Below are 24,094 nucleotides of genomic sequence, written 5' to 3' on the forward strand. Positions count from 1 at the left end.
ATTCACCCATGCCGATGCCTTTATGCTTGATAAACAGCTTACGAAAAGCTGCATCATCTTGATAACCCAAACTAAGTGCTATTTGCTGCGCCGTTTTATTTGTTGTTTTTAATAAACCACAGGCGCGCTCTATGCGGGCTATTTGCACATATTGCATTGGCGCAACGCCCAATAACTTTTTAAATCTACGCGTTAATGTACGCTCACTAATGTTCAACTTATACGCCATGGTTGAAACATCAATGCTGGTTTCTAAATGATCACTTATCCATTGTTCCAGTTGTCGCATCTCGCTATCGTTATGTTCAGGTAAATCATTCAAAGCAAAAAACGCACTTTGTTTTACTTGCTCAGTATCGATCAGTAAATAACGCGCCACAGTATCGGCTATATCTTTGCCTAAGTAATGGCGCACTAAATACCAAGTTAATAGCAAAAAGCTCGATGTTGCACCACACGTAAGAAACTTGCCGTCTAGTCTTAGCATTTCACTGGTATCGAGTTTACAGCCTTTAATATGACGTTGAAAAAAGCTATCTAGCCACCAGCTAGCGGTGATTTTTTTCTCTTTTAGTAAGCCGGTATGCGCTAACATCGGTACTGCTGTACACCCTGACATCACAAGTTCAGCGCTCTCAGCAAGCTTTTTAATATGCGGATGAAAAGGCGTTAAGCTTTTACACAATTGCCATAACTCTTGGTCACTGCGGTACTGACTACCAGGCCAAATAACAACATCAAATTCGCTGGTTTCTTCAAGCCATACATCGGCTTTAAACACTAAACCTTGGCTCGACTCGACGTATTTTTTATCGACCCCAATTAGCTGCCAACTAAACGCATCTGCATTTGCGCCAGTACGCTTTTTATAAATGCTATTTGCGACATTGAGCACATCAATCACGCCCGTTACTGCTGTTGCCATCACGCCCTGATTAATCAATATACCTATTTTGTGCATTGTCTTTATTTAACCTTTTTTAGTCAGTTAAGACACTTTATAGCAAGCTTTTACCTATTAAACTAGGCTGCAAACGTTAAATAGGAGAGTTTTTATGCACACCATTTGGATTTACGGACCGATCTTAGCCATTGTGCTTCACACCTTCATACTACTGATTTATGCCGCTACTAAGCGCATAAAAGCGGTTTGCAATAATCAGCTAGATTACAAAATAGTTCAAAACTTGGATTACCGTGCAATGCCAGAGGATATTTTATTAGCGGGACGCAGTTATGATAATCAGTTTCAACAGCCAATTTTGTTTATTGTGTTGTTAGCATTTATGGCACTCAATACCATTCAAGGTATAGCATGGATTATTGCTGCATGGCTTTATGTAGCATTGCGTATTTGGCACTCGGTCGAGCACCTTAGCGCCCGCAATATAAAAAGGCGCACCATTGCTTTTGGCTTAAGCGCTTTATTACTGCTTTTTATGTGGCTTACTTTTTTAATAAGTCGTTTATTCTAACTGTTATCAAAAGCACTTAATGTCTTTTAAGTGCTTTCGAGTTTTATATCGCGCTATTTAAACAACCGCCTTTCAAGTACAAAGCCCATAATGCCTATGGAAAATAACAAAACTCCCAAAATTTGTAGCCAGCCATTGATCGATCTTGTTTGAGCGAAACCAACGGTGCCAGTGTATTTATAAACTCTGCGCCCACCATCCACTTGTTGCCTGTATTGCTCACCTAAGTAATTGGAAGTAAGTTGATATTCTTTATTATACCGTCTTGCGATTTCTAGCTTTAACTTTTGATACTCTTGTTTTATTTGCTCACTCGCGTTGTCGTTATATCTGTGAGGGAAATAATCTATAGACCACCTTGTAAACATTGAGTCTGGTTCGTTGTCATAAATCACTCCCAAAGACTCATATTGATATACATGCTCATTAAACAGTAATTTACTTTTCCCAGCATAGAAAAGCGTAACAGCAATTACCATGCAAATACTGGCTGCTAATAATAGATTACGGCGTTTTATAAATTGATTTTGTGACTGCTGAGCCAAATATTGCTCAACATCAGGGATTTGCTTAAAGCGCTGTATGTCTTTTTGTACTAATTCGTCAGATATTAAATCAGCTAGCGACACCTGAAACGCCGCGAGAATTTTGCGTAAGATATCATTGGATGGCAGCGATTTATCATTTTCCAATTTTGATAAATACGATTGTTCAATACCTGCTTCAGTGGCTAATTCAGGCTGACTAAGCCCCTTCTCTTGCCTTAACTGTTTTAACTTTTCACCTAATGTCATTGTATATTCCTTAATGCGTTAAACACGTTAATAATGCTTGTTGCTGGCCTGCTAACGTGCTTATTCTTGGCTAGTCCTTGAATAATAAACAGCTGAATATTTTAGAATATTGAAGAATTTCATATTTTTACTTGGATTTATACCACTTATAAACAAGTTTTCTATACTAAATAAAAAAGCAAAAGACGAAGGCTAAAAATGGATCGGATTAACGCTATTTTAATTGGCACATTGTGTTTACTGCTAAGTGCCTGCTCTAAACCCGCCAACCCAACCATTAAACTGGCAATAAATCCTTGGCCTGGGTACGAGTTTTTATATCTTGCAAAAGAAAAAGGGTTATATGAAAAAGAAGGATTAAATGTAGAAATTATTGAAGCGCCTTCCCTAGCAGAAGTTAAACGTTATTTCCGACAAGGCAAAGCCAATGCTATGACCAGCACTATGATTGAAGCCGTCACCCTTGCTGCAAAGCACCAAAAGCAAATTTCAATTGTACTTGTTGCAGACTACTCAAATGGGGGTGATATGATTTTAGCAAAGCCAAATATCGCCGACTTTAGCCAAATTGCAAATAAACGCGTCGGTGTTGAGCTTGGCTCTTTAGGCACCTTCTTTTTACATCAAGCATTAGTAAAATATAATTTGACCTTAAACGACATTGAAATGCTAAACATTGAGCAGCTCGATGCTTCTGAAGCATTTGATAAAGACCTTATTGATGCCTACGTCACTTATCCACCCTATGCCAATATTTTACAAAACGATCATGATGTAAAAATGGTTTTTAACTCGCGTAGTATTCCCGAAACAATTTTAGATGTGGTTACAGTATCGAGTGAATTATTAGAGCAAGACCCAACTTGGATAAACCGCTTTCATCGAGTGTGGCAAGCAGCATTAGATTACGCCGAAAAGCACCCTCTTGAAGCGAACAGCATTATGGCAAAACGTGAAGGCATTAATGAGGATGAATTTGCGGCAGCACTCACAGACTTAAAAATATTAGCGGCTGCCGAGCAAAAAACGTTATTATCGGAACAGGGATTAAAACACAATATGCAGCAAGTGTGTGATGTTCTTAATGACACAAACAGCATTGAATTTGATTGCACACAGCTTCCGCAGTATTTAAAAATAGGTACACTAAGTGACTGAAGGATTAACGCTTGGTAAACGCATCACCTTATTTCTCAGCATAGTTTATATTGCTGTTTTGGCAGGGCTCGTATTATTTAATAAACAAAATGCAACACAACTAACTAAGGCAATGCTCAAACATGAAGCTGAGTTGATTGTTGAAAGCATTGTTGTTGCTACTGCCAATCGTATTAGTGCGGCAAATTTTAAACGTATTACCAGTGCCATAGGTGCTAATGATGCTGTAGACCACGTATTAATTGCGCGTGCAAACTCAGGTATTATTTTAGCTAGCAATCAAGGTGAACTTGTTGGTGAATCATTTACCTCTTCGCATTTTAAATTCAGTCATCTGCTTAATAACCTCAACTTCAATCAATCAGCCGATTATTACTATTTTGATAAACAGCTTATCTACCTAACTAATTTTGAAGCTGTATCTGAAGATCGCCGCGCCGTTGAAGACATGGTGGCTATATTAGTAATTAATACTAAGCAGCTAGGCAATTACATTTCTCTTTCTAATCAATACATCTTTTTTGCTGCACTGTTTGGTTTTTCAATCACTATGGCGCTAAGTATTTACGCCATCCGTTCGCAAGCAATAGTGCCGATTTATCAACTGCTCAATGCAATTCGTGCGGGTATTGAGTCTCGCAAACCTAAAAAAGTTGATTTAAAACGCAGCGACGAAATTGGCGAACTAGTAAATGCCTATAACGCCTTAATAGAAAATTTGTTAAAGAAACAAGCCGCGTTAAAAAAGCAAACCAACAAGAGCCAAGAGGCAATGCAAGCCAAGTCGGACTTTCTTGCTGTAATGAGTCATGAAATTCGTACACCTCTCAACGGCGTTTTAGGTACTGCGACTTTGCTTGGTAAAACAAAAATGACAGAGCAACAACAGCAACACCTCGATGTAATCACAAGCTCAGGACAACAGTTATTAGCAACGATTAACGATATTTTAGATATTTCAAAAATTGAAGCAGGCAAATTATTACTTCACCCTGTACCTTGTGAAATTAACCAAATGCTGAAAAATGTAGTGGATATGTTTAATGCCTCAGCAATGGAAAAAGACGTTAGTATTATTGCTAATTATACCAAGCAAACCATTTACTTAGCGCTTGATGATGTACGTGTTAAGCAAGTACTGATTAACCTAATCAGTAATGCAATAAAGTTTACCGAAAAAGGCACAGTGTCGGTGTCTGTTGATTTGAAAAGTAACGCTCCCGGCAAACATATTCTAACCATTACCATCGTCGATACAGGTATTGGTTTAAGTGAATCACAAATTGACTCTTTATTTACCAAATTCGTCCAAGCAGATGCCAGTACCACACGTAAGTATGGTGGCACAGGTTTAGGACTCGCAATTTGCAATGCTCTTGTTAGGCAAATGGACGGCTCCATAAATGTCGCCAGTAAATTAGGTCAAGGTTCTCGTTTTGTCGTGACCTTGCCCTGCGATGAAGCTGAAAAACCGATTATTAACACTGAAGCTGATTGTGAGCTCACTAGAGTCGAAAACGCTAATATTTTATTAGTTGATGATGTGCCACTAAATCAACATATTGCAAAAGCAATGTTAGCCAGTCACACCATAACCACTGCCAACAATGGTGTTGAAGCCGTTGCCAAAGCAAAAGAAAGCACATTTGATATTATTTTGATGGATTGTTTAATGCCCGAACTTGACGGTTTTGATGCCACTAAACAAATCCGCCAAATGGGTATTACCACACCCATCGTTGCTCTTACCGCAAGCAATCAAAGCGAAACCAAAGATAAATGCTTAGCCGCAGGGATGGATGACTTTCTATCTAAGCCATTAGTGGAAAAAGAGTTACATAACAAAGTTAACCTGTGGGCAAAACGCCACGATTAAAACCAGTTATCACCCCATATCGCCTTTAAACACTTTTAAGCTCATCGTTTTTAATTTTTGCTTAGTCTAGCCTTAACGAATTAAGGAGGCATTATGCTTAAAACATATAAATTAGTGTTAGCTGGACAGCAAATACGCTTAACAAAGAATGATCAGCAGGATGCAAAGCTTTATATCAACGGACAAAAGCAAACCTTAATTAAGCAGTCATTTAAAAATCGCACTAACTACTTAGCTAAGCTAGAAAAAATGGGTGATTTTATTATCAGCCAGGTAACAACACGATTAGGCCAAGAAATTCGCTTTTATTTAAAGTCAGCGGGTCAAAATCAGTTGCTATTTAAAGCCAACGCTTAAGAAAAAATTCAAGGAATCGACATGTTTTCTACTGTTACCCACTACCTAATTTTAGCGGCGCTGCTTATTACTGCAATTTTCTTTTATACAGTTTCATTTCAAAGTGGTACATTTTTGGTAATTATATTAGGTGTGTTATTTGAACTAGCATTTTGGATAAAACTTGTAAGAGGCAAGAAAAAAGCAAAAACCTAGGGCAGTTAGGTTTTTGCTTTACTGTTAGCTAAAAAGTTTAGTTAAAAAAGGTATCGTACTTTAAAGGTTACAAATTCCTGGTCTGGCTGTTGCCAGCTGTTTTCTAAAGTTGCAAAGCGGTTTTTCGTTAAATCGCGTTCAATAAATTCGTTACCGCCTCGGCCATAAACCAAAAACACATCAGAATACGCCCCCATTTTGTAGCGCAGTTTTAGTTGCAAATTAAAGCGTGAATCATCAAAACTGGTATCGCTATGTTGCGAAATTAAACCACCTTCAAACACACGGTAAACATCCTTACTTTTCGCTTTTAAGCTCGCCCACTGGAAAGTCGAGCTAAACTCTAAGTTATCCATTATCAAACCAGATATTTTGATGTAGTTGGCGTAATAGTCTCGATCATATTCAGTGATCATATTGTGCTGATTAGCAACCAGCCAACCATCGCCGGTACGAAAATAATTATTAAATACAACGCGCCAATTTGGATGCGGCATTAAGGTTAAATCAATCGCGTACTGATCAGCACGGCCATTTAACCCTTCTTGATCGTTTTGATAACTTGCCGCCCAGCTGAACATGCCTGTATATGGGCTAATATACATAAAACGCGTTGTCCAATTATCATCAACATAGACCGCATCCGTGCCATAACCTAAGTTGTCGTGCCATGCACCAGCGTAATAATTAATAACGGTTTCAAATTGGCCGCCATTTTCTAAGTTTAAATTCACTAAATATTGCGGGTTATTAGTGAGTTTTAGGCCGTTATCATCAGTGTGATAATTAATACTGGCTTTTTGTAGTACACGGTTAAACCACTTATTGTCAGTGTTGATAGCATGACTAAAGTTGATTTCACTAGCACGCCAATTATTACGTTCGCTGTAACCTAAATCGTTATTATCAAAACTATCATCAAGTCTTAAATAATTAGCTGATATTGATGTGTTTACGCTAAATTGGTACTTTGCATTAAGCGATAACCCAGTACCTTGTGTGCTTACTCCTTTATCGGTTATATCCGTGTTCATTAATGCAATTTGACCTGACCAAGTATCACTTTGATACTGACTATCCCAAGCATAACTATAGGCATCTCTATCTAACCATGGGCGCTTAGTTTTGGTCGCCAGCACACCAGTTTGCCAGTTTTGCTGCGCTGTTTGCTGGGTGTAATTAATACGCCCTGCATAAAAATCTTTTCCAGCGTTTGAATCTAAATTATCTTCCGCAACAGCAAAACCTGCCAATTGCAAGTTTTCATCTTGGTGCACAAACCGAGCAGCCACATCAATTGGTGTAATAAGTTCACTTTGATCATCACTGCCCGCACCAATACGACGCGTATGAATTAATTTTGTATTACGCTCAGACGGAATACTGAACACACTGATATCTTGGGTAAAGAATGGACGCTTATCAGTTCTCAGTGTTTCAACAGCCGAATAGTTAAGCACCACTTCATCACTGTCGACCTGACCAAAATCAGGGTTCACTGCCACACTTAATTTTTGGTGGTGATTCGGCTTGTACACTAAATCAAAGCCTAAGTTTGCTTCACCATCATTCGCCACCAAATTGTTTGAGTAGCTGGCATAAGGCACAAACGCCCACTGTTGGCTTTGCGGGATTTTTACCTGTACCTTAGGCATTTCAATATAGAAGTCGCTGTTACCTGTGGTTTGTTGCTGCGAACCATAAATATAGTTTTTAGCTAAATCATACAGCTGTAGCGACACGCCTACTTGTGAATATCCATTTTCATCTTGCTTATGACGAAACGATACGGCGTGCCATGGAATAAAGGTTTCAATTGACCAAAAGTCTTCGCTTTCATAAAACGCAGATTGCCATGCACCATCCCAATCATAGTCGGTAGCTAATTGTGGCGTGAGAACCGCATCTTGAATACCACCGCCTAAGGTCACAGCAAATAAATACGCACTACTACCATCGCCAGAAAAATCAACCACAAAGCGGTTAAAATCAGCTTGCATAAAGCCATCTTGTAGGTTGTATTGCTTTTGCCTTTGATATGCTGGCTGATAGTTCATCATGCCGATGTACATGCCTTTTTCATCGCTATAAACGCGTCCTTCCACTTTATTTTTGTGTTCAGATAACGTGGCAGGCACAACTTGATAGAAGGTGCTGTATTGCGTGGCATTTTGCCATGCTGGCTCTGAAAGTTTGCCATCTAATATAATCGCTGATTGCTCAGCCATTGTTGCAAAACTTACAAGCGTAAAAGAGTAAATTAACGGTGTTTTCATATCAGCTCATTTGCAGTTGATTTGCATTACATATGAGCAGAAAAAGGTGATAAAAAAGCTGATTTTTTTCTTAATAAAGCTGCTAGAAGTCTTATATTTATTGACTTTAATCTGCAAAACCGTATTTTTGTTGTTAAATCAATAAAAGGCATGTTCAACCGCTATGGAAAACGCTCAAAAGCCACAACAAGGTACATTTAGATTTGCAGAGTTTGAATTCAATGCAGCTAAAGATGAGCTATGCCTATGGCAAACAGGTCAGATAGAAAAACTTGAGCCACAAGTATCACAATTACTTGCTATGTTAATAAATAATGCACAGCAAGTGATTTCAAAAGAGCAGATTCAAAGTGCTTTATGGCCGAATACCATTGTTGAACAAAACAGCCTTTATCAGCTGTTAACAAAACTGCGTAAATTACTCAACGACAGTTCACGAAATCCTAAATTTATTAAAACCGTGCCAAAAAAAGGCTACTGTTTTATTGCTGAAGTTGAGTTAATTTCTAACGATACTCCTGCTGTTAAAACCCTACCGCGCGGGCGTAAAATTCATCCTCTTGTCGCTGTTTTACCAATATTAATTGTTTGCTTTAGCGTATGGGCTTTTTTTAACAGCAAAGAAACCGAGTTCGAAATCCCCCACTATCAGTTACATGATGTGAGTTATGAGCTTGGCTTAGAGTTTGATGTAAATGTGCATCGTGAGCATGATTTAATGGCTTACATAAAAGACATTAAAACCCTCACCATCACAGATAAACAAGGCGCTATGCTATTTAATCGCAGTTTTGCCCACCGTGTCGGTTTTCCAGCTTGGCAACATCAAGGAAAATTATTAGCTTATTGGCAATTTATTGAAGACAGATGCGAACTTTCAATTATTTCGCCACAAGGTGCTACTAGCCATAAAGCCCAAGGTATCGCTTGTGAATCTGCAAAACCTCCCGTATGGAAATCTAATGACGAGCTGATTTTAAGCGTGTTACAACAAGGTACGTTAGTACCCTATTTATACCGTATTGGCACCGAAGAACTGATCCCTATGCCGCTTGAGCGCCCTGCGCAAGCTGAATATAAAGGTGCAATTTCAGCTTGGGATAATCGTGTTTACTTCTTATTTAATTACATTGATCACACCAGCAAGCTAGTATCACTTGATGGCAAAGAAGCCCTAAGCTGGTCATTTCCAGTTTGGCTTGTTGCATACAACCCAAAAAATGGCGCAATTATTAGTAACGATGAAAGCCAACGTCATAACTTAATTGCTACCCATCGCGATGGTCAAAGTTACCCTATTTACAACACTGCTCAAGGCCTATTTACCAGTGCATCTATCGATAAGCATGGCGATATTTACACTGCGATTGAGAGTTGGCAGGTTAATATTCGCGATAAAGACAACTTACCGATTTTCTCAACCTCAAGCATTGATTACTTACCTGTGAGTAACAGTTTGGGCGAAACTGCGTTTATGTCGCGCCGCAGTGGTGTGTGTGAAGTGTATTTACATGCCGACAATAAAGTAACTCGCTTATCAAATCACAAAGGCTATGAATACGTTAAGTTTTTAGAATGGCGCCCTGATTTAAGTATGTTGTTATCAAATCGTGATATGGATTTGGCGTTATATGATCGCAAGAGCCAAATTTTGCAGTTTACAACTGAGCTTAATAGCACTATAAAAAATACCGGCTGGTATGATATGCAAACTGTGTACGCCTTTGACGGCTCACAAGTGCAACTGTATGACTTACAAGGCCGTTTGCTAAAAAGCATCGACTTAAATGCCCAATTTGCCTATTACGATAGCCACAACAACCGTTGGCTAATATTGCAAGAGCATCAACTTTTCAGCAAACCAGATTTATCACTTGAGGGTGAAAAGCTTGCTGAACTAAGTAATGAACAAACCAATTTGCTGCATAATATTCGCATCAAAAACAATGCACTGTATTGGCAGTCGTCGTGGTCAAAACAAGATAAAATTTGGCGTCTTGATTTAGCAAACCCAAGCGATATTAAATTAGTAAAGCAGGGTAATTTAATTTGGCATTTTGATATTGACCCATATGAGCAGCTTACAATTGCCCGTATGGAAGCAATAGAAGGTGATATTAAGCGTTTATCGCCAGAGCCAAAACAAGCGCTTTAACCGAGGCTTTCTTTTACAAATGCGATTCCTTCAGCGAAGCTGGTAAAACGCATTTTAGTAATACAGCAATTAGCCAATGCAAAGGCGTGCTTTTGCAGCACCAACTCAAACTCAGCTAATTCAAATGCGCTCGGTTTACTAAACTCGCCATTATGCAAACAGAGGTAGCGAAAACCTTGGCTATCAATCAGTGCATCATCACAAACAAAACTTCCCAATAAGCTCTGGAGTTGTTCCATGCTTTCAACATATTCCAGTTCATCATCGCCACAATAATGAATCACAACGGGATAGCTAAGTGTTTCTAACAATTTCATATTAAATATTGACTTATTTTTAAACTGTATTAGTGTATTAATACACCTTTAAATTACTAATACACTATGAGCATAGAATTAATCCATGCAATTTACACTATAAACACGCAAGCAGCGAGTGCGCTTTATCGCCAAGTGATGGAGCAAACCAAGCAGGGCATTCGTGCGGGTTTATTATTTCCGGGGCAACAATTGCCATCGGTGCGAGTGATGGCCTCATGCTTACAAGTGAACCCCATGACCATTTCAAAAGCATTTTCGCAGCTGGAGCAACAAGGTGTTTTAGAAAGGCGAAAAGGCATAGGCATGCTGGTGGCAGAGCAACACAACATTAGTAATTACAGTGAGTCGCTACTTGCTAAACGCGACGAGTTTATTCAATTAGCGAAGCAAAATCAGCTTTCTGACGATGCAATAATAACACTAATTCAAGATTCGCTTTCGGCACTTAGCAACAGGACGTAAAAATGACACAGCCCATAATCACTATAGAAAAAGCCATAAAATCTTATAACAGTTTACGTGTTCTCGATAAATTGAATTGGCAAGTAAACGAAGGCGATATTGTAGGTTTATTAGGTAAAAATGCCGCTGGTAAAAGTACTCTGTTAGAATCGATAATGGGTCTGCGTGAGCTAGAGCAAGGTGAAATCAAATTGTGGGGCTACTCATGGCATGAGTTACCACAAAGCCAAAAACAAAAAATAGGCTATGTTGCACAAACTAGCTCTGCCTTTGATTGGATGAAGGTGTCGCAATACCTTGATTATATTTGCCAATTTTTCCCAAGTTGGGATAAAGCCTATTGTGAAACCCTACTAAAACGCTGGCGTATCAGTGATGACCAAGTGATCAGTAAGCTCTCTGGCGGCCAAAAGCAAATGCTCGATGTTGTGCAAGCATTATCAATACGACCAGAGCTTCTTATTTTAGACGAACCTGTTGCACACTTAGACCCTAATATGCGCCGTGCATTTTTAAAAGAAGTGATTGATTTATGCTGTGAGCATGGCACCACGGTGATTTTCTCAACCCATATAGTGTCGGATTTAGAACGTGTTGCAAATCGTGTAGCAGTACTGCAATTTGGTGTAATCCGTCATTACTATGAGTTAGACGAATTAAAAGCAAGCATTGCCAAGCTCAGTTTTGCCAATAGCACTAAAACCAATCTGTTAGAAAAAGATGCCAGTATTAGTAAGATTCAACAATTTGGCGAAACAACAACCACCAGCATTATTGCACCTCTGAAAAAACCCATTGAAGAGTGGTGCGCTTTTTATGGATTAGACGCCACCATTCAACCAATGAACTTAGAAGACTGGTATTTAGAGGTGGCCAATGAATTTGTTTAAATCAAATGCATGGATTTTAATGCGCAGTGGCACAATAGCCTTGCCATTTTTATTGATTCTATCCGTTGTGTTTAGCGTATTATGGCATCAAAAAACGCTTGATCCATCAAGCTTTCGCTATATTAAAACGTATTTATTAATGACTTGTTTACCGTCATTATTTTTGGGTTTTATGCTGGGTATCGGCCTGCAAAAGTTAAAAGCACATTACCTTTGGGTCACTAACGAGGTGTATCGGTATTCCATTCTGAAAGCAGGACTGACAGTAACTGTAATAGGCGCGCTATGTATGAGTCTTTATATTACATTTGCCAGTGAAGTCGCGCTGCACTACCTTGTATTGCCTATCAGCTTTGCAATTATTGGCCTGTTTGTGAACAGTTCATCGTCTTTGAAATACAATATCTTACGCAACTTAGCATGCTCGGCGCTACTCATTGCCATGATGTTTCAAACAATTCATGAGGTAGCTAAATTAATCATCATAGCAAGCTGCTGCTACGTCATTTACGCAGAATTTAACTCATCAAAACGTTCTTCAATGAGCAGTAAATCAATGATGTTAACAGATCGCCAATCAGTGATGTGGTGGAATGGGAAGTTAGCAACCTTTACCGCTAAATTTAAAAAATCATTTAACAAAGATATCGCCTGGTCTGTGTGTTATCCACAAACAAAAATGGGCTATCTAGGAGGTTACTTTGCAGCAATTTTAGCATTTGTATTGGCAACCAACGATAACGAATTGTTAATCAGCTTCTTATTACTCTCGCTAGTTGTAGGTTGTCAGTTTCCAGTTTATCAGGAGTTTTCGCAGCTTAAACATCAACTAAAAGCCATTGCACACACTTTTGCTGATAAGCAAAGCGTGATTAAAGGCATTATTTATAGCTTTGATAAAGTGGTAATAAGAAATACTTTATTTATTTTGTTAGCTATTTTAGGCGTTATGCTGTTTCGCCAAGACATTAATTCAGCAATTAAAATTACGTTTTTAACACTCTTTGCAAGTGTTCTATTTTTAGCATTTGCACCGCTGTTATTAATATTCTTTAACGGCTGCATTAATGCGAAAAACATTTTACTGTTCACCGTAATTTGTGGCTTTGAAATAGGTATTTTTGGTTTAGTTCATTACGTTAGTGAGCAGCTTAGTATTTATTTGATTTGTATTGCGGTATTTATTACAGCGGGGCTGATTCGTTATTTCACCCAGCAGTTTGTTACACGACAACCGCTTGAGCGAATAATAAATTAAAGAAACCTAGCGCTAGGTCAAAACTGTATAAATTAAATGCATTGTTCTCATGAATTCAATAAGCTAGAGTAGAAAAAGGTCTTATGATTTATGTAGTACAATGCAGTTTTCTCGTTTTTGTAGTTTAAAATATTGGTTAGTAATACTTGCTGGTTGTTTATTGCTGACAACACAACTTACTGCATCTGAAAAAACTCACCCAATCACTTATTATACCGAGCTTTATCCACCCTCTAGTTATTACTACAACGAAAAGCTGATTGGTTTGTCTGTCGATATGTTAAAGCTTATTTGGCAAGACCAAGGAATCACCGAACAGCCAATTTTAGTGGTACCTTGGGCGCGCGGTTATCAAGAGATCACTCATAAAACTAATACTGCACTATTTGCCATGTCCAAAACTGCTGATCGTGCAGCAAAATTTAAGTGGGTAGGGCCATTATTTACAGCTGAGTACTACCTTATTGCGCAGCCAGATTCACAGTTATTAATTACCGATATCGCCCAAGTTTATGACAAATCCCTCGCGGTAATTCGTAACGATGTAACGCAAAGTTTAATAAACGAAACAGACTTTCCAGCCGAGCAAATTATCGCTGCCAAAAGCATGAATGATGCCTTAGCGCTTTTTAAAGCAAAACGAGTTGATTTAATGGCAATTTCTAAATCAGGATTAAATGCAGCGATAAGTCAAAGAAAGCTTGGCACAGAACAATTTCAACGTATTCTATTACTTAACGTGATTGATGATTACATTGCGTTTAGCAAAGATACACCTGACGAAATCGTGCATGCATTTCAAAGCAGTTTAAATAAGTTAAAAGAACAGCATTTAGCACTTAAGGAAGAGTATAAACTACATTAGGAGTTGTCTTATGAACAACTACATTGCTACACTACCGGCGATAAGACCACCATTTCTCACCTTAGCACCTTTATCTTGCCTTGTTGGCTTAGCCTATTGTAATTATATTGGATTTCACATTAATTTTCTGTTTGCGGCACTGTCAATTTTAGGTGCAACATTTGCTGCAATTGCAGTTAACACCATCAATGAGTATCAAGACTTTCAAAGTGGCTTAGACTTAAATACTAATCGCACACCTTTTAGTGGCGGCAGTGGATTATTAAAACAGCATCCACATTTAACCACCTATGTTAAGAAACTAGCGATTGTTGCGGTTTCAATAGTGTTAGCCATTGGCGTATTTTTTATTGTAACGGTTGGTGTGTCGCTTATTCCGATAGGTGTTTTAGGCTTGCTTATTGTTATCACGTATACCAATTTCTTAAATAAGCACCCATGGCTCTGTTTTATTGCGCCAGGCCTTGGTTTTGCTGTTTTAATGCCAATTGGGGCATTTGTGGTGCAAACTGGTGAATGGCATTTTTCTTTGTTGGCTATCACCTTAGTGCCATTTTTAATTACCAACAATTTATTACTAATGAATCAGTTTCCTGATATTTCAGCAGACAAAAACGTTGGTAGAAACCACCTTGCGATTCGTTATGGCGTTACATTTGCCAGACAGGTATTTGCCCTTTCTTTATTCGCTGCCATCGCTTGTTTACTCTATTTCGTTACTAGTAATTTATTGCCAACACTTGCATTGATAACATTGCTGCCGCTCGGACTTTGCTTGATTTCCTTGGTATACTTGTACCGTTTAGGCGATAATATTGCGCAGCATTTGCCCGCCATGGGCTTAGTTGCCGCAGCGGCAAACTTAACTCCGCTGATGTTATCTCTCGCTTTATTTATGAGTAAAAGTTAAATACCAATGACCATTAGTTACCAATTTACACTCGATAAAAATTACCTTGAAGAATGTTTTGATGAATCGCTACCACACAGCCCACATCAATCACCTAAATACGGTTTTGCTGGGAGTTTTATCGGTATTGGCATGGGATTAATAATCTTTACTGATATGGGTGGCGTAGCACCTTATATTATGGTTGGTTTAGGTGTTTTAGAGTTTATTAGTTTTTACTACCGCCGCCCATGGTGGTTGGCGCGCCAAATGTGGAGCAGGGCGTCAAATTCAACCGTTACCATCACCATGAATGATGATGGCATTGAAAGTAAAAACCCGTATACCGAATCGCTACTTGAATGGGATCAGATCAAAGAAATCATTCACACGCCAAAAGGCATGATATTTGTTAATTACAAAGGCCAACAAACTTATCTTTCGAAAGCCTTTATGCCTGCAGAAACAGAGCGTTTTATTGAAGAGCACCTTGCGGTTTATCAAGTAGATATTATTCATTAAAAAAGCGAGCTAATAGCTCGCTTTTTTATGCTGTCGCAACGCGATTTCGTCCATTGCGTTTTGCGCTGTATAACGCCTCATCAGCTTGTTTTACCGCATTATAAAACGCAACTACTGAATGTACTTCAGCCACACCAAAACTCGCTGTAAGTGAAAGCTGCTCGCCGTTATCCAGATTAACCGGGTGGTCTTCAATATTCTTTCTTAGTTTTTCGGCTATTTGCACTGCCTGACGCATTGATGCATGCGGTAAACAAATAATGAATTCCTCGCCGCCGTAACGCGCCACTACATCAGAGTAACGCAGCTGATTTTGCATCAACTTTGCAATATGCATGAGTGCTTTATCACCAATATCATGACCATAGTTGTCATTAACTGCTTTAAAGCGATCAACATCACACATAACTACCGTCATTGGTAAAAATTCAGAGCTCGCACTTTCCATTTTGGTTAATAAGATAGCATCGATAAAACGACGATTTGGTAAGCCTGTAAGCGCGTCGGTATTGGCTTTTTGTTTCTGGTTATAAGTAATGCTGGTTATTGCTTGGTGACTTTTATCGCGGAAATACTCACTTATAAAAGCAAATAACACCACTAACGAAAAACCTGATAGAAAGCGAGATTTTTCAGTTTGACCATAGTTTGCCTGTCCAAAATCAGGGCCATATAGCTGAAAAACAATCGCACTTAGCGCAAGCGCCGTTAGTAAAAGCCCCGAGCGCACACCTAGCATGGTAAATACCACAACAGGGTAAAACATAATCCAATAAAGCGCGGTGTTTTCTTTGCCTCCGGTATAAACCAACAAAATACTTAACAGCAATACCGTAAGCGCAATGCCGATACTGCAATACTTAAGTTGCCGAGTACTAAAGTAAATCACCACATTAATAAATACGGCAATGAGTGCGCCCAATAAAGTAATGCTCAAAAGCCACGGGTAGGTTTGAAAATTTGCTAGCAATAGCCCTGAAAACACCACTAAGGCAATACCTGACATTGCCAAAAACGAAAAAATTCGGCGTTTTAGTTCAGCACTGTGTAAACCATCAACTTCAATAAAGTTGCGCCACCAATCTGTTCTATGTGAGTTATTATGCTGCATTGTTATTATTTTTATCTTTAAAAAGTTGCGTAAAGTAAACCAAGCGTTTGCTTTTTACTGTTAGCTTTAAGTCTAATCTATGGATCGAAAAAGGGTATAAAAAGCGTTAACTAAACACCCAACTTGCTTAGTTATTTAAAAATAGAGCAAGTTCTTCGGTTAACTGCGCGTAATACGGGTTATAGGTTAATCGCTTAAAACTTGTATGTTGTTCTTTTGCTGATGGCGTAATTTCAGATGCATGAATACCACTCACCACTTTACACTCATTGTATTTTGCTAAATCACCCAAGTAATGGCCGCAATTTCGATAACCTGCCTTTTCACCATAATGCACATTCTCAGCAGCATTTGGTAACGCGGTATGCGCCATTTGAATTTGCGTGTCACACTTTGTTTGGCATTGTGGTGTTACTAGCTTTACCTTATCAAAAGCCTTGAACGCGGCTAAATTATTGCGCTCACCGTAATACACTAAAGTCAGTGGTGAAGGCGTTCTTTGCTGCCACTGCTTTAATAAATCAAGTGTTGCACTAGTTTCAATCGTCATATCAAGCTCAGGCACAGCAACAAACATAGGTACAGCATGCGTGGTGTGGTGTTTTGTCAGCGGATACACCTCATTCATTAGCAAATGTACTTGCGCGCCCGCATTAATCGGAAACGATTCATACTTGGCAAAATCAACATCAGCGTCTTTATCGAGCCAATTTAAAAAAGGAATATAATCAATGTACTGCGCAAGCCATGACATTGAGTTTTTAGCTTTTGTAGCAGGCGCAAAGAGCATCACGCCAGCAAGTTTTTTATCGAGTGACTTGCGCGATTGCATATAGTCCAAAATTAGGCCTGCACCCGTTGAAAAACCGCCTAAGTAAACCTGCTCAAAATCATTAAATGACTGTTCAATTGCAAACGCTGCAACCGATTGCCAGTCTTTGTAATCAACATAGCGTAAGTGCTCAGCAGCGGTACCGTGACCTGGCAATAGTACTGTGCGTACATTAAAACCTTGTTGATGGTAAAACGCAGACAAGTCATGGAAGCTGTATGGTGAATCGGTTAAACCATGAAATAGCACCACTACTTTTTGGCTATTTGGTTGTGTTAATTGATACGGTTTTACTAAATCAGCAATGCTTGGTGAGCTAATATTTTGCTGGGCTAAAACATAATTGTTAATTGGGCAGGGCAAATTAGCTCGCGGATTAAGCGCAATGATTTGTTGCTCAGTTTGAGTTAAGTAATCATTAAAAGTAAGGTCAGATAAATCCAGTACTTTAGCAACGTCAGATTTAACTAAAAATCGATAACTACCCTCAGCAATAGCCTGGTTGATTAATTTAACATCTGTACTTTGGGATAAACAATTTGCAAAGCTATTATTGCTTATAAAAAGTAGCAAAATGCCTAATCTTTTAAATACGTTACTCATCAAACCAACCTTTTCGATTTTTATTGGAATAACAAAATACTACCTCAATTTACAAGATAAGCTGATCTAAAATTATCTAATAACTTATACGAATGTAAACAATGTAAGTAATACAATCGATGTGGAGCGTTAGTTGCGCTTAATAAATTCTAGCAAGCGGTTATTTGCTGGCATTTCGTGATCGGTAATCAATTCAAGCCCAGCATCTGCTGCAAGCTGACAAATCCATTCAAAATCACGAATACCACGAGTGCTGTCTTTTACTTTTAACCATTGATCAAATTCAGCGTTAGAGTCTGATGTAAACTGGCCATTGTAGTTAAATGGCCCATAAATACAGAGAGTGCCATTTTGCGCTAAAAAACGATTCACTTTTTCAAAAAACGCTTCGACAAGTTGAGAGTTAACAATATGCAAGGTATTGGCAGTAAATATGCCATCGTATTGAGTAATTTGCCAAGGCTCTGAAATATCAAGCGACAAGGGCGGTAGTAAGTTTGGTGCAGGGAACGCATCTAACCAATACTGCATACCCGAATGATTAACCGATACGTCACTTGTTTGCCAGATTAAGTGAGGTAGTGCAGGGGCAAAGTGAACAGCATGCTGTCCACTGCCTGAGCCAATCTCTAAAACGCGAGCTACATCTGCAAAGGCCAATTTTAAAATAGCTAAAATCGGTTCTTTGTTCTTTTCACACGCTTTAGAGTAGGGCTGCATGTTATTTCTCTGCAAGTAATGACAAGAAGAAAGCCAACACTAACGCACGTTCTTTTAAGCTTTTAAAGCGCCCAGATGCGCCACCGTGGCCACTATCCATATCTGTTTTAAATAACAGTAAGTTATTATCGGTTTTGTACTCTCGCAACTTAGCAACCCATTTCATTGGCTCCCAATATTGCACTTGCGAATCATGAAATCCGGTGGTGACTAAAATATTTGGGTAGTCTTGTGCGCAAATATTATCATATGGCGAATACGCTTTAATCCAATCATAAGCATCACGCTCATTTGGGTTACCCCACTCATCATACTCATTGGTAGTAAGTGGAATACTTTCATCTAACATGGTTGTTAGTACATCTAAGAAAGGAACAGTGCAATCAATACCAAGGTATAACTCTGGCGCTTGGTTTACCACCGCGCCCATAAGTAAGCCACCAGCACTGCCGCCCGATGCAAATACTTTGTCTTTTGCGCCATACCCTTTTTCAACTAAGGCCTTAGTTACATCAATAAAGTCATTAAAGCTATTTTGCTTATGCTGCATTTTGCCTTGCTCGTACCATTCACGACCAAGCATTTCAGAACCGCGCACATGGGCAATGACATAAACAAACCCTCTGTCGAGCAAGCTTAGGTTATGCGCAGAAAAGTTAGGATCGATAGTAATACCGTAAGCACCATAACCATATTGATAAATCGGATTTGTACCATTTTGTTTAAATGAGTCTTTGCGATAAACCAAGGATACTGGAATATCTACCCCATCACGGCTAGTAATCATCAAGCGCTCTGCCTGATAATGTGTTGCATCAAATTCGCCTAACACTTTTTGCTGTTTCAGAATGCACTTTTCACCGGTGTTTAAATCAAACTCAAACAAGCTGCTCGGTGTAGTTAAGCTAGAATAGAAAATGCGCGCTTTATCGGTATTTGGCTCAGGGTTATCGCCAATTCCTGCAAAAAAGCATGGGTCATCAAAGGCAAGTGCAAAACTGTCGCCATTTTTTGGGTGAATAATAAAACGGATTTGCCCTAGCTCACGTTCTGTCACCACTTTAAACTGGGTAAATAATTCAATACCTTCAATCAACACATTGGTACGATGAGCAACAAACTCTTGCCACTGTGATTTTTGGCTAACTGTTTGAGCATTTGCAGTTAAAACTCTGAAGTTCTTTGCCTGCCAATTAGAGTAAATAACATACTCATCACCCAGTTTATCAATATCATAAATATGATTTTCTTCACGGGGAATTAAGCGTTTAAATTCACCCATTGGATTATTTGCATCAAGCACTAAACAATCAGTAGTTTCAGTCGCGGCAAGATCAATCATCAACAAACTATCATCACGGCTTTTACCAAGCCCCATATAGAAGCTGTGATCATCTTCTTCATAGACCAATACGTCCTCACTTTGAGGGGTTCCTAGAATATGGCGATATACTTGGTAACCGAGCAAAGTTTGTAAGTCCTTCCTTACATAAAATACTGTTTTATTATCATTAGCCCAAATCACTTGGCCTTCGGTGTTTTCCAGTACATCATCTAAGTAGGTATTGGACGCAATATGCTTAAAACGTACGGTGTAAATTCGGCGACTGTCGGTGTCTTCAGAATAAGCTAGTAGCTCGTCATTTGGACTAATGCCAATTTCACCTAGATCGTAAAATTCATGTTCGCTTGCAAGTGTATTCACATCTAATAGCAGCAACTTATTGTCGCCAGCAAAGCTGGTGGTGCGATAGTGACGCGCATATTCATCATCACCTGTTACTTCACTGTGATACCAATAATCTCCATCCTTTACCGGTACTGTGCTGTCGTCTTTTTGAATACGGCCTTTCAGCTCTTCAAAAAGCTGATGCTGCAACTCCTCCGTTGGTTTAAGAACCACATCACTATACGCATTTTCAGCTGCGAGATGCTCAAGCACAGCTGGTGCACTTCGATCATCATCGCGCATCCAATAATAGTTATCAGTGCGCTCCACATTGTGTGAACTAAGTATTTTTGCTTTTTTATTCGCAATTGGGGCAATTGCGGAACGGTTTAAACGTAGAGTTGTCATGAGGTTAGCTATAAACCCAAAATGAATAGCATTAATAATAGCCGCAGTTTAGCAAAATAAAGCATCGTTAACATTAAGTTACTTTTTACGTTTTTAATCTGTTTTTGCATTGGGTAGACTGTTTTGTTGATAAAAAAGCAAATATTCACTTTGAATGTTCCAAGGGAAACACAATGAAATTAAAATTACTTTCACTTGCTGTGGCGCTTAGCTTTGCTAGCAGTGCTGCATTGGCAAAAGATGACAAGAAAAAAGACGATAAAAAAGATAAAACACTGGCTGAAATGCTAGAGAAAAAAACCGTTTCAGAAGGTCTTTTTAATCTTTACCAAGATACAAAAACTGGCGAAACCATGATGGTGATCAGTGAAGCAAACTTAAATAAGCCTTACGTTTACTTTGCACACACCGTTGATGGTGTTATTGATGCAGGCCATGTACGTGGTTCATACCGTGAAACAAAATTAATTGAGTTCCGCCGTCACTTTGACCGTATTGATATTATTAGTAAAACACCGCGTTATAAGTTCGATCCAAACAATGCAATTGCTAAAGCAAGCGATGCAAATATCAGTGAAGCTGTGCTTGCAAGCTTAAAAATTGAAAAAGAAGAAGAAGGCAAGTTTGCGCTTAAGGTAGATAAGTTATTTAAAAGCGAAGCATTGCATAAGGTATCTCCTTGGAAACGCGCTGGTGACAAAAATGCGAGCAAACGTTTTAACCCGGGTAAGCTAGATGACAAAAAATCGCGCATTTTGTCAAACCGCAACTACACAAATAATTTAGATATTGTTGTTGATTATGTATTTAAAAATGCGAATCCAACAGTTCGAGGCACTCAATCAGTAACCGATCCGCGTACGGTTTCAGTGAAAATTCAGCATTCATTTATTGAGCTGCCGCAAAATGACTACCAGCCACGTAAAGATGATTCGCGTATAGGTTACTTTGGTCAGCAGTTTGACGATATGACAACTAGCGACTGGGCACCTTACCAAGATTACATTAATCGCTGGAACCTTGTTAAAAAAGACCCTAATGCGGCGATTTCAGAGCCTGTAGAACCAATTACATGGTGGATTGAAAATACCACACCTGTTGAGTGGCGCGAAACAGTTAAAGAGGGTGTACTTGCATGGAATTTAGCGTTTGAAAAAGCAGGTTTTAAAAATGCTATTGAAGTAAAAGTACAGCCAGATGATGCCGAGTGGGATGCAGGCGACATTAACTACAACGTATTACGTTGGACATCTTCTCCGCGTCCTCCATTTGGCGGTTACGGCCCATCACTTGCAAACCCGCTAACAGGCCAAATTTTAGGCTCTGATATCATGCTTGAATACGTGTTTATGAAAAACCGTTGGATGATGGATAGCCTATACAGCCAAGCTGCTACAGCAAGTACACACAGTCATGAGATGGCAAGCCAAGAAGGCTTACATTGCAGCCAAGGCCATGAATTACAACAAGGCATGATGTTAGCTAACTCGCTAGCAACAACCGATATCGAGAAGAAAGAAATTTTAGAGCAAGGCTTAAAAATGCTTATTCTTCACGAAGTAGGGCATACGCTTGGTTTAAACCACAATATGAAAGCGTCTATTTTGTGGGATGAAAAAGAAGTTCACGACAAAGCTAAAACGCAAGGTATTTTAACCGGTTCAGTAATGGACTACACGCCTGCGAATATTGCACCAAAAGGCATGACACAAGGCGATTACTTCCAAGATAAACCAGGCCCTTACGATGATTGGGCAATTGAGTATGGTTACTCACAAGGTTTAACTGATGCAGCAGCAGAAGCGGCGCGTTTAGAATCAATTTTAAAACGCTCTAGCGAACACGGTTTAGCATTTGGTAATGATGCCGACGATATGCGTGCACCAGGTCGTCATATCGACCCACGCATTATGATTGGTGATATGTCATCAAACGCTGTGGCTTATGCTAAAGATCGTATGGAATTAGTAAACCAAACATTTGGCAAACTTGAGCAAACTGCACTTAAAGACGGTGAGTCATATCAAGAGCTACTTGTAAAAGCGAATATGCTATTTGGTCAATACCGCGCTCAAGCAGGCGTTGTATCACGTTATATAGGCGGTGTTTACGTAGAGCGTGACAATGTAGGTAGCAATACACAACCTTACACGCCTGTACCTCTTGCGAAACAAAAAGAGGCTATGAACGTGCTAACAAGCTTCGTATTTGCACCAGATGCGCTATCAGCAATGGAGCCACTACTAAATAAAATGCAGCACCAACGCCGTGGCTTTAGTCATTACGGTAAAAACGAAGATCCTAAGTACCACGCTATGGTACTTCGCATGCAAAAGAATGTATTAGCTCAGCTATTACACCCAAATGTAATGACACGTATTTCGGACACTACAAAGTACGGTAACGAGTATGATGTGAACAGCTTCTTAAATGACTTAACCGCTGCCATTTTTGTTGATGCTAAGTCGGCAACATCTGTGAGTCACAACGTACAAACTGAGTATGTACAGTCGTTAATTAAGATTGCAGGTATCAACAAGCCATCAAAGCATGACAATTTGGCAAAAGCTGCTGCATTTAAGCAACTTCAAGATATTCAAGGTGCAAGCCTATCTTGGGGGGCGTCAGATGCTGCGAAAGCACAAAAAGCCTATCTTGATATGCTAATTGAGAAAGCATTGAAAGCTTAATTGGTATTATTCTATTGAAAGCCGAGCTATTTGCTCGGCTTTTTTATTTTACAGGTCGTATTGCGCCATTATTTCGCGCACTTGCTCACTGTTTGCCTTAAGAGCAACAGAAAAGTAGTTAACGAAGGTTACAGGGGTTTTGTTTTTATTGGACTCGGTTGCCTTAAATGTTGATAGCGGCATTTGTTTAAGTTTATCTTCACTCATCCAGCCATCTGGGATAGATTGCACCAACTCCCTAGCCACTTCTCGTCCATTTGAGTCAATTGTTGTGCGATATAAAACAACACCACCACCGCTTTTAGGTAGCCATTTAGGGCGTGATTTATAATTGACTTGTGTCGGAATTGCCTGCCAATATTGTTCTAGCTCATTATTTTTTATTGAGATAATTTCGGAAGCATAATAGGGTTCGCTAGTTTGTGCTGGTGGCTGAGTAGAATTACAACCAATCAAAGTGAGTGCTGCGCATAACGTTAGTATTTTTGTTTTCATATCCTTTCCTTAGTTTTCTCTGAACAAAAAACAAACTAACAACTTTATTTCTTTCATTCAATAAAAAGCCGAGA

At 39.1% G+C, this 24,094-nt stretch carries 22 protein-coding genes; 13 read left to right on the top strand and 9 right to left on the bottom strand.

Features of this window, described 5'->3' with window-relative positions; translation table 11 throughout:
- A partial coding sequence (locus ON073_RS11630; protein WP_274762049.1) for a GlxA family transcriptional regulator occupies nt 1-961 on the bottom strand: 961 nt, incomplete at its 3' end.
- A gap of 94 nt (nt 962-1,055) precedes the next feature.
- On the opposite strand from ON073_RS11630, the gene ON073_RS11635 reads away from it, so the two are divergent.
- Entirely contained in the window at nt 1,056-1,475 is a 420-nt protein-coding gene (locus tag ON073_RS11635) for an MAPEG family protein (protein WP_274762051.1), read from the top strand.
- Nucleotides 1,476-1,528: 53 nt separating this feature from the next.
- Here the strand turns inward: ON073_RS11635 and ON073_RS11640 are convergent, their stop codons facing one another.
- Entirely contained in the window at nt 1,529-2,269 is a 741-nt protein-coding gene (locus ON073_RS11640; RefSeq protein WP_274762052.1) for a helix-turn-helix domain-containing protein, read from the bottom strand.
- Between the two features lie 198 nt (nt 2,270-2,467).
- On the opposite strand from ON073_RS11640, the gene ON073_RS11645 reads away from it, so the two are divergent.
- The 4 genes from ON073_RS11645 to ON073_RS11660 all read left to right on the top strand — a co-directional run bounded on the left by ON073_RS11645 (nt 2,468) and on the right by ON073_RS11660 (nt 5,855).
- On the top strand, nt 2,468-3,427 hold the full coding sequence (locus ON073_RS11645; RefSeq protein WP_274762053.1) for an ABC transporter substrate-binding protein: 960 nt from the start codon (nt 2,468-2,470) through the stop codon (nt 3,425-3,427).
- Nucleotides 3,420-5,303: an ATP-binding protein gene (locus ON073_RS11650; protein WP_274762054.1), complete on the top strand. Its 1,884-nt coding sequence runs from the start codon at nt 3,420-3,422 to the stop codon at nt 5,301-5,303. Before ON073_RS11645 ends, ON073_RS11650 begins: the two co-directional genes overlap by 8 nt.
- Nucleotides 5,304-5,396: 93 nt before the next feature.
- Nucleotides 5,397-5,660, top strand: a complete 264-nt coding sequence (locus tag ON073_RS11655; RefSeq protein ID WP_010561357.1) for a hypothetical protein — start codon at nt 5,397-5,399, stop codon at nt 5,658-5,660.
- A gap of 21 nt (nt 5,661-5,681) precedes the next feature.
- On the top strand, nt 5,682-5,855 hold the full coding sequence (locus ON073_RS11660) for a hypothetical protein (protein ID WP_274762055.1): 174 nt from the start codon (nt 5,682-5,684) through the stop codon (nt 5,853-5,855).
- Between the two features lie 41 nt (nt 5,856-5,896).
- Here the strand turns inward: ON073_RS11660 and ON073_RS11665 are convergent, their stop codons facing one another.
- Entirely contained in the window at nt 5,897-8,131 is a 2,235-nt protein-coding gene (locus tag ON073_RS11665) for a DUF5916 domain-containing protein (protein WP_274762056.1), read from the bottom strand.
- A 163-nt stretch (nt 8,132-8,294) separates the two neighbouring features.
- Between ON073_RS11665 and ON073_RS11670 the strand changes: the two genes are divergently transcribed.
- On the top strand, nt 8,295-10,286 hold the full coding sequence (locus tag ON073_RS11670) for a winged helix-turn-helix domain-containing protein (protein ID WP_274762057.1): 1,992 nt from the start codon (nt 8,295-8,297) through the stop codon (nt 10,284-10,286).
- On the opposite strand, the gene ON073_RS11675 is transcribed toward ON073_RS11670, so the two are convergent.
- Nucleotides 10,283-10,603, bottom strand: a complete 321-nt coding sequence (locus ON073_RS11675) for a DUF4144 family protein (RefSeq protein ID WP_274762058.1) — start codon at nt 10,601-10,603, stop codon at nt 10,283-10,285. The two genes, ON073_RS11670 and ON073_RS11675, sit on opposite strands and share 4 nt — an antisense overlap.
- 66 nt (nt 10,604-10,669) lie before the next feature.
- On the opposite strand from ON073_RS11675, the gene ON073_RS11680 reads away from it, so the two are divergent.
- From ON073_RS11680 to ON073_RS11705, 6 genes are all read left to right on the top strand, one after another.
- Nucleotides 10,670-11,068, top strand: coding sequence for a GntR family transcriptional regulator (locus tag ON073_RS11680; RefSeq protein ID WP_274762060.1), 399 nt, complete (start codon nt 10,670-10,672; stop codon nt 11,066-11,068).
- Between the two features lie 2 nt (nt 11,069-11,070).
- Complete coding sequence (locus ON073_RS11685) at nt 11,071-11,958, top strand: ABC transporter ATP-binding protein (protein ID WP_274762061.1); 888 nt, start codon at nt 11,071-11,073, stop codon at nt 11,956-11,958.
- Nucleotides 11,945-13,216, top strand: coding sequence for a hypothetical protein (locus ON073_RS11690; RefSeq protein ID WP_274762062.1), 1,272 nt, complete (start codon nt 11,945-11,947; stop codon nt 13,214-13,216). Before ON073_RS11685 ends, ON073_RS11690 begins: the two co-directional genes overlap by 14 nt.
- A gap of 100 nt (nt 13,217-13,316) precedes the next feature.
- The gene (locus ON073_RS11695; RefSeq protein WP_274762063.1) at nt 13,317-14,081 is read left to right on the top strand and encodes a substrate-binding periplasmic protein; all 765 of its coding nucleotides are present in this window, start codon (nt 13,317-13,319) and stop codon (nt 14,079-14,081) included.
- Nucleotides 14,082-14,091: 10 nt separating this feature from the next.
- Nucleotides 14,092-14,991: a prenyltransferase gene (locus tag ON073_RS11700; protein ID WP_274762064.1), complete on the top strand. Its 900-nt coding sequence runs from the start codon at nt 14,092-14,094 to the stop codon at nt 14,989-14,991.
- 6 nt (nt 14,992-14,997) lie between these two features.
- Nucleotides 14,998-15,492, top strand: a complete 495-nt coding sequence (locus ON073_RS11705; protein ID WP_274762065.1) for a YcxB family protein — start codon at nt 14,998-15,000, stop codon at nt 15,490-15,492.
- A gap of 25 nt (nt 15,493-15,517) precedes the next feature.
- Here the strand turns inward: ON073_RS11705 and ON073_RS11710 are convergent, their stop codons facing one another.
- The 4 genes from ON073_RS11710 to ON073_RS11725 all read right to left on the bottom strand — a co-directional run bounded on the left by ON073_RS11710 (nt 15,518) and on the right by ON073_RS11725 (nt 20,835).
- Nucleotides 15,518-16,603: a GGDEF domain-containing protein gene (locus tag ON073_RS11710; protein ID WP_274762066.1), complete on the bottom strand. Its 1,086-nt coding sequence runs from the start codon at nt 16,601-16,603 to the stop codon at nt 15,518-15,520.
- Nucleotides 16,604-16,730: 127 nt separating this feature from the next.
- The gene (locus ON073_RS11715; protein ID WP_274762067.1) at nt 16,731-18,038 is read right to left on the bottom strand and encodes an alpha/beta hydrolase; all 1,308 of its coding nucleotides are present in this window, start codon (nt 18,036-18,038) and stop codon (nt 16,731-16,733) included.
- Between the two features lie 129 nt (nt 18,039-18,167).
- Complete coding sequence (locus ON073_RS11720; RefSeq protein WP_274762068.1) at nt 18,168-18,758, bottom strand: DUF938 domain-containing protein; 591 nt, start codon at nt 18,756-18,758, stop codon at nt 18,168-18,170.
- A gap of 1 nt (nt 18,759) precedes the next feature.
- Nucleotides 18,760-20,835 carry a S9 family peptidase gene (locus ON073_RS11725; protein ID WP_274762069.1) on the bottom strand — a complete coding sequence of 692 codons (2,076 nt, stop codon included), beginning with the start codon at nt 20,833-20,835 and terminating at the stop codon, nt 18,760-18,762.
- A 173-nt stretch (nt 20,836-21,008) separates the two neighbouring features.
- Here ON073_RS11725 and ON073_RS11730 point away from each other — a divergent pair, with 173 nt between their 5' ends.
- Nucleotides 21,009-23,525, top strand: coding sequence for a zinc-dependent metalloprotease (locus ON073_RS11730; RefSeq protein WP_274762070.1), 2,517 nt, complete (start codon nt 21,009-21,011; stop codon nt 23,523-23,525).
- Between the two features lie 48 nt (nt 23,526-23,573).
- Here the strand turns inward: ON073_RS11730 and ON073_RS11735 are convergent, their stop codons facing one another.
- The gene (locus tag ON073_RS11735; protein ID WP_274762071.1) at nt 23,574-24,020 is read right to left on the bottom strand and encodes a hypothetical protein; all 447 of its coding nucleotides are present in this window, start codon (nt 24,018-24,020) and stop codon (nt 23,574-23,576) included.
- Nucleotides 24,021-24,094 lie beyond the last annotated feature (74 nt).

The sequence above is a fragment of the Pseudoalteromonas sp. G4 genome (genome assembly GCF_028875915.1).
In the GTDB taxonomy this organism is placed as follows: Bacteria; Pseudomonadota; Gammaproteobacteria; order Enterobacterales; family Alteromonadaceae; genus Pseudoalteromonas.

Excerpts from the sequence above, each read along its gene's own strand:
- ON073_RS11635 (WP_274762051.1), top strand. The coding sequence starts at position 1,056 with ATGCACACCATTTGGATTTACGGACCGATCTTAGCCATTGTGCTTCAC.
- ON073_RS11640 (WP_274762052.1), bottom strand. The coding sequence starts at position 2,269 with ATGACATTAGGTGAAAAGTTAAAACAGTTAAGGCAAGAGAAGGGGCTT.
- ON073_RS11645 (WP_274762053.1), top strand. The coding sequence starts at position 2,468 with ATGGATCGGATTAACGCTATTTTAATTGGCACATTGTGTTTACTGCTA.
- ON073_RS11655 (WP_010561357.1), top strand. The coding sequence starts at position 5,397 with ATGCTTAAAACATATAAATTAGTGTTAGCTGGACAGCAAATACGCTTA.
- ON073_RS11660 (WP_274762055.1), top strand. The coding sequence starts at position 5,682 with ATGTTTTCTACTGTTACCCACTACCTAATTTTAGCGGCGCTGCTTATT.
- ON073_RS11665 (WP_274762056.1), bottom strand. The coding sequence starts at position 8,131 with ATGAAAACACCGTTAATTTACTCTTTTACGCTTGTAAGTTTTGCAACA.
- ON073_RS11670 (WP_274762057.1), top strand. The coding sequence starts at position 8,295 with ATGGAAAACGCTCAAAAGCCACAACAAGGTACATTTAGATTTGCAGAG.
- ON073_RS11675 (WP_274762058.1), bottom strand. The coding sequence starts at position 10,603 with ATGAAATTGTTAGAAACACTTAGCTATCCCGTTGTGATTCATTATTGT.
- ON073_RS11680 (WP_274762060.1), top strand. The coding sequence starts at position 10,670 with ATGAGCATAGAATTAATCCATGCAATTTACACTATAAACACGCAAGCA.
- ON073_RS11685 (WP_274762061.1), top strand. The coding sequence starts at position 11,071 with ATGACACAGCCCATAATCACTATAGAAAAAGCCATAAAATCTTATAAC.
- ON073_RS11690 (WP_274762062.1), top strand. The coding sequence starts at position 11,945 with ATGAATTTGTTTAAATCAAATGCATGGATTTTAATGCGCAGTGGCACA.
- ON073_RS11695 (WP_274762063.1), top strand. The coding sequence starts at position 13,317 with ATGCAGTTTTCTCGTTTTTGTAGTTTAAAATATTGGTTAGTAATACTT.
- ON073_RS11700 (WP_274762064.1), top strand. The coding sequence starts at position 14,092 with ATGAACAACTACATTGCTACACTACCGGCGATAAGACCACCATTTCTC.
- ON073_RS11705 (WP_274762065.1), top strand. The coding sequence starts at position 14,998 with ATGACCATTAGTTACCAATTTACACTCGATAAAAATTACCTTGAAGAA.
- ON073_RS11710 (WP_274762066.1), bottom strand. The coding sequence starts at position 16,603 with ATGCAGCATAATAACTCACATAGAACAGATTGGTGGCGCAACTTTATT.
- ON073_RS11715 (WP_274762067.1), bottom strand. The coding sequence starts at position 18,038 with ATGAGTAACGTATTTAAAAGATTAGGCATTTTGCTACTTTTTATAAGC.
- ON073_RS11720 (WP_274762068.1), bottom strand. The coding sequence starts at position 18,758 with ATGCAGCCCTACTCTAAAGCGTGTGAAAAGAACAAAGAACCGATTTTA.
- ON073_RS11725 (WP_274762069.1), bottom strand. The coding sequence starts at position 20,835 with ATGACAACTCTACGTTTAAACCGTTCCGCAATTGCCCCAATTGCGAAT.
- ON073_RS11730 (WP_274762070.1), top strand. The coding sequence starts at position 21,009 with ATGAAATTAAAATTACTTTCACTTGCTGTGGCGCTTAGCTTTGCTAGC.
- ON073_RS11735 (WP_274762071.1), bottom strand. The coding sequence starts at position 24,020 with ATGAAAACAAAAATACTAACGTTATGCGCAGCACTCACTTTGATTGGT.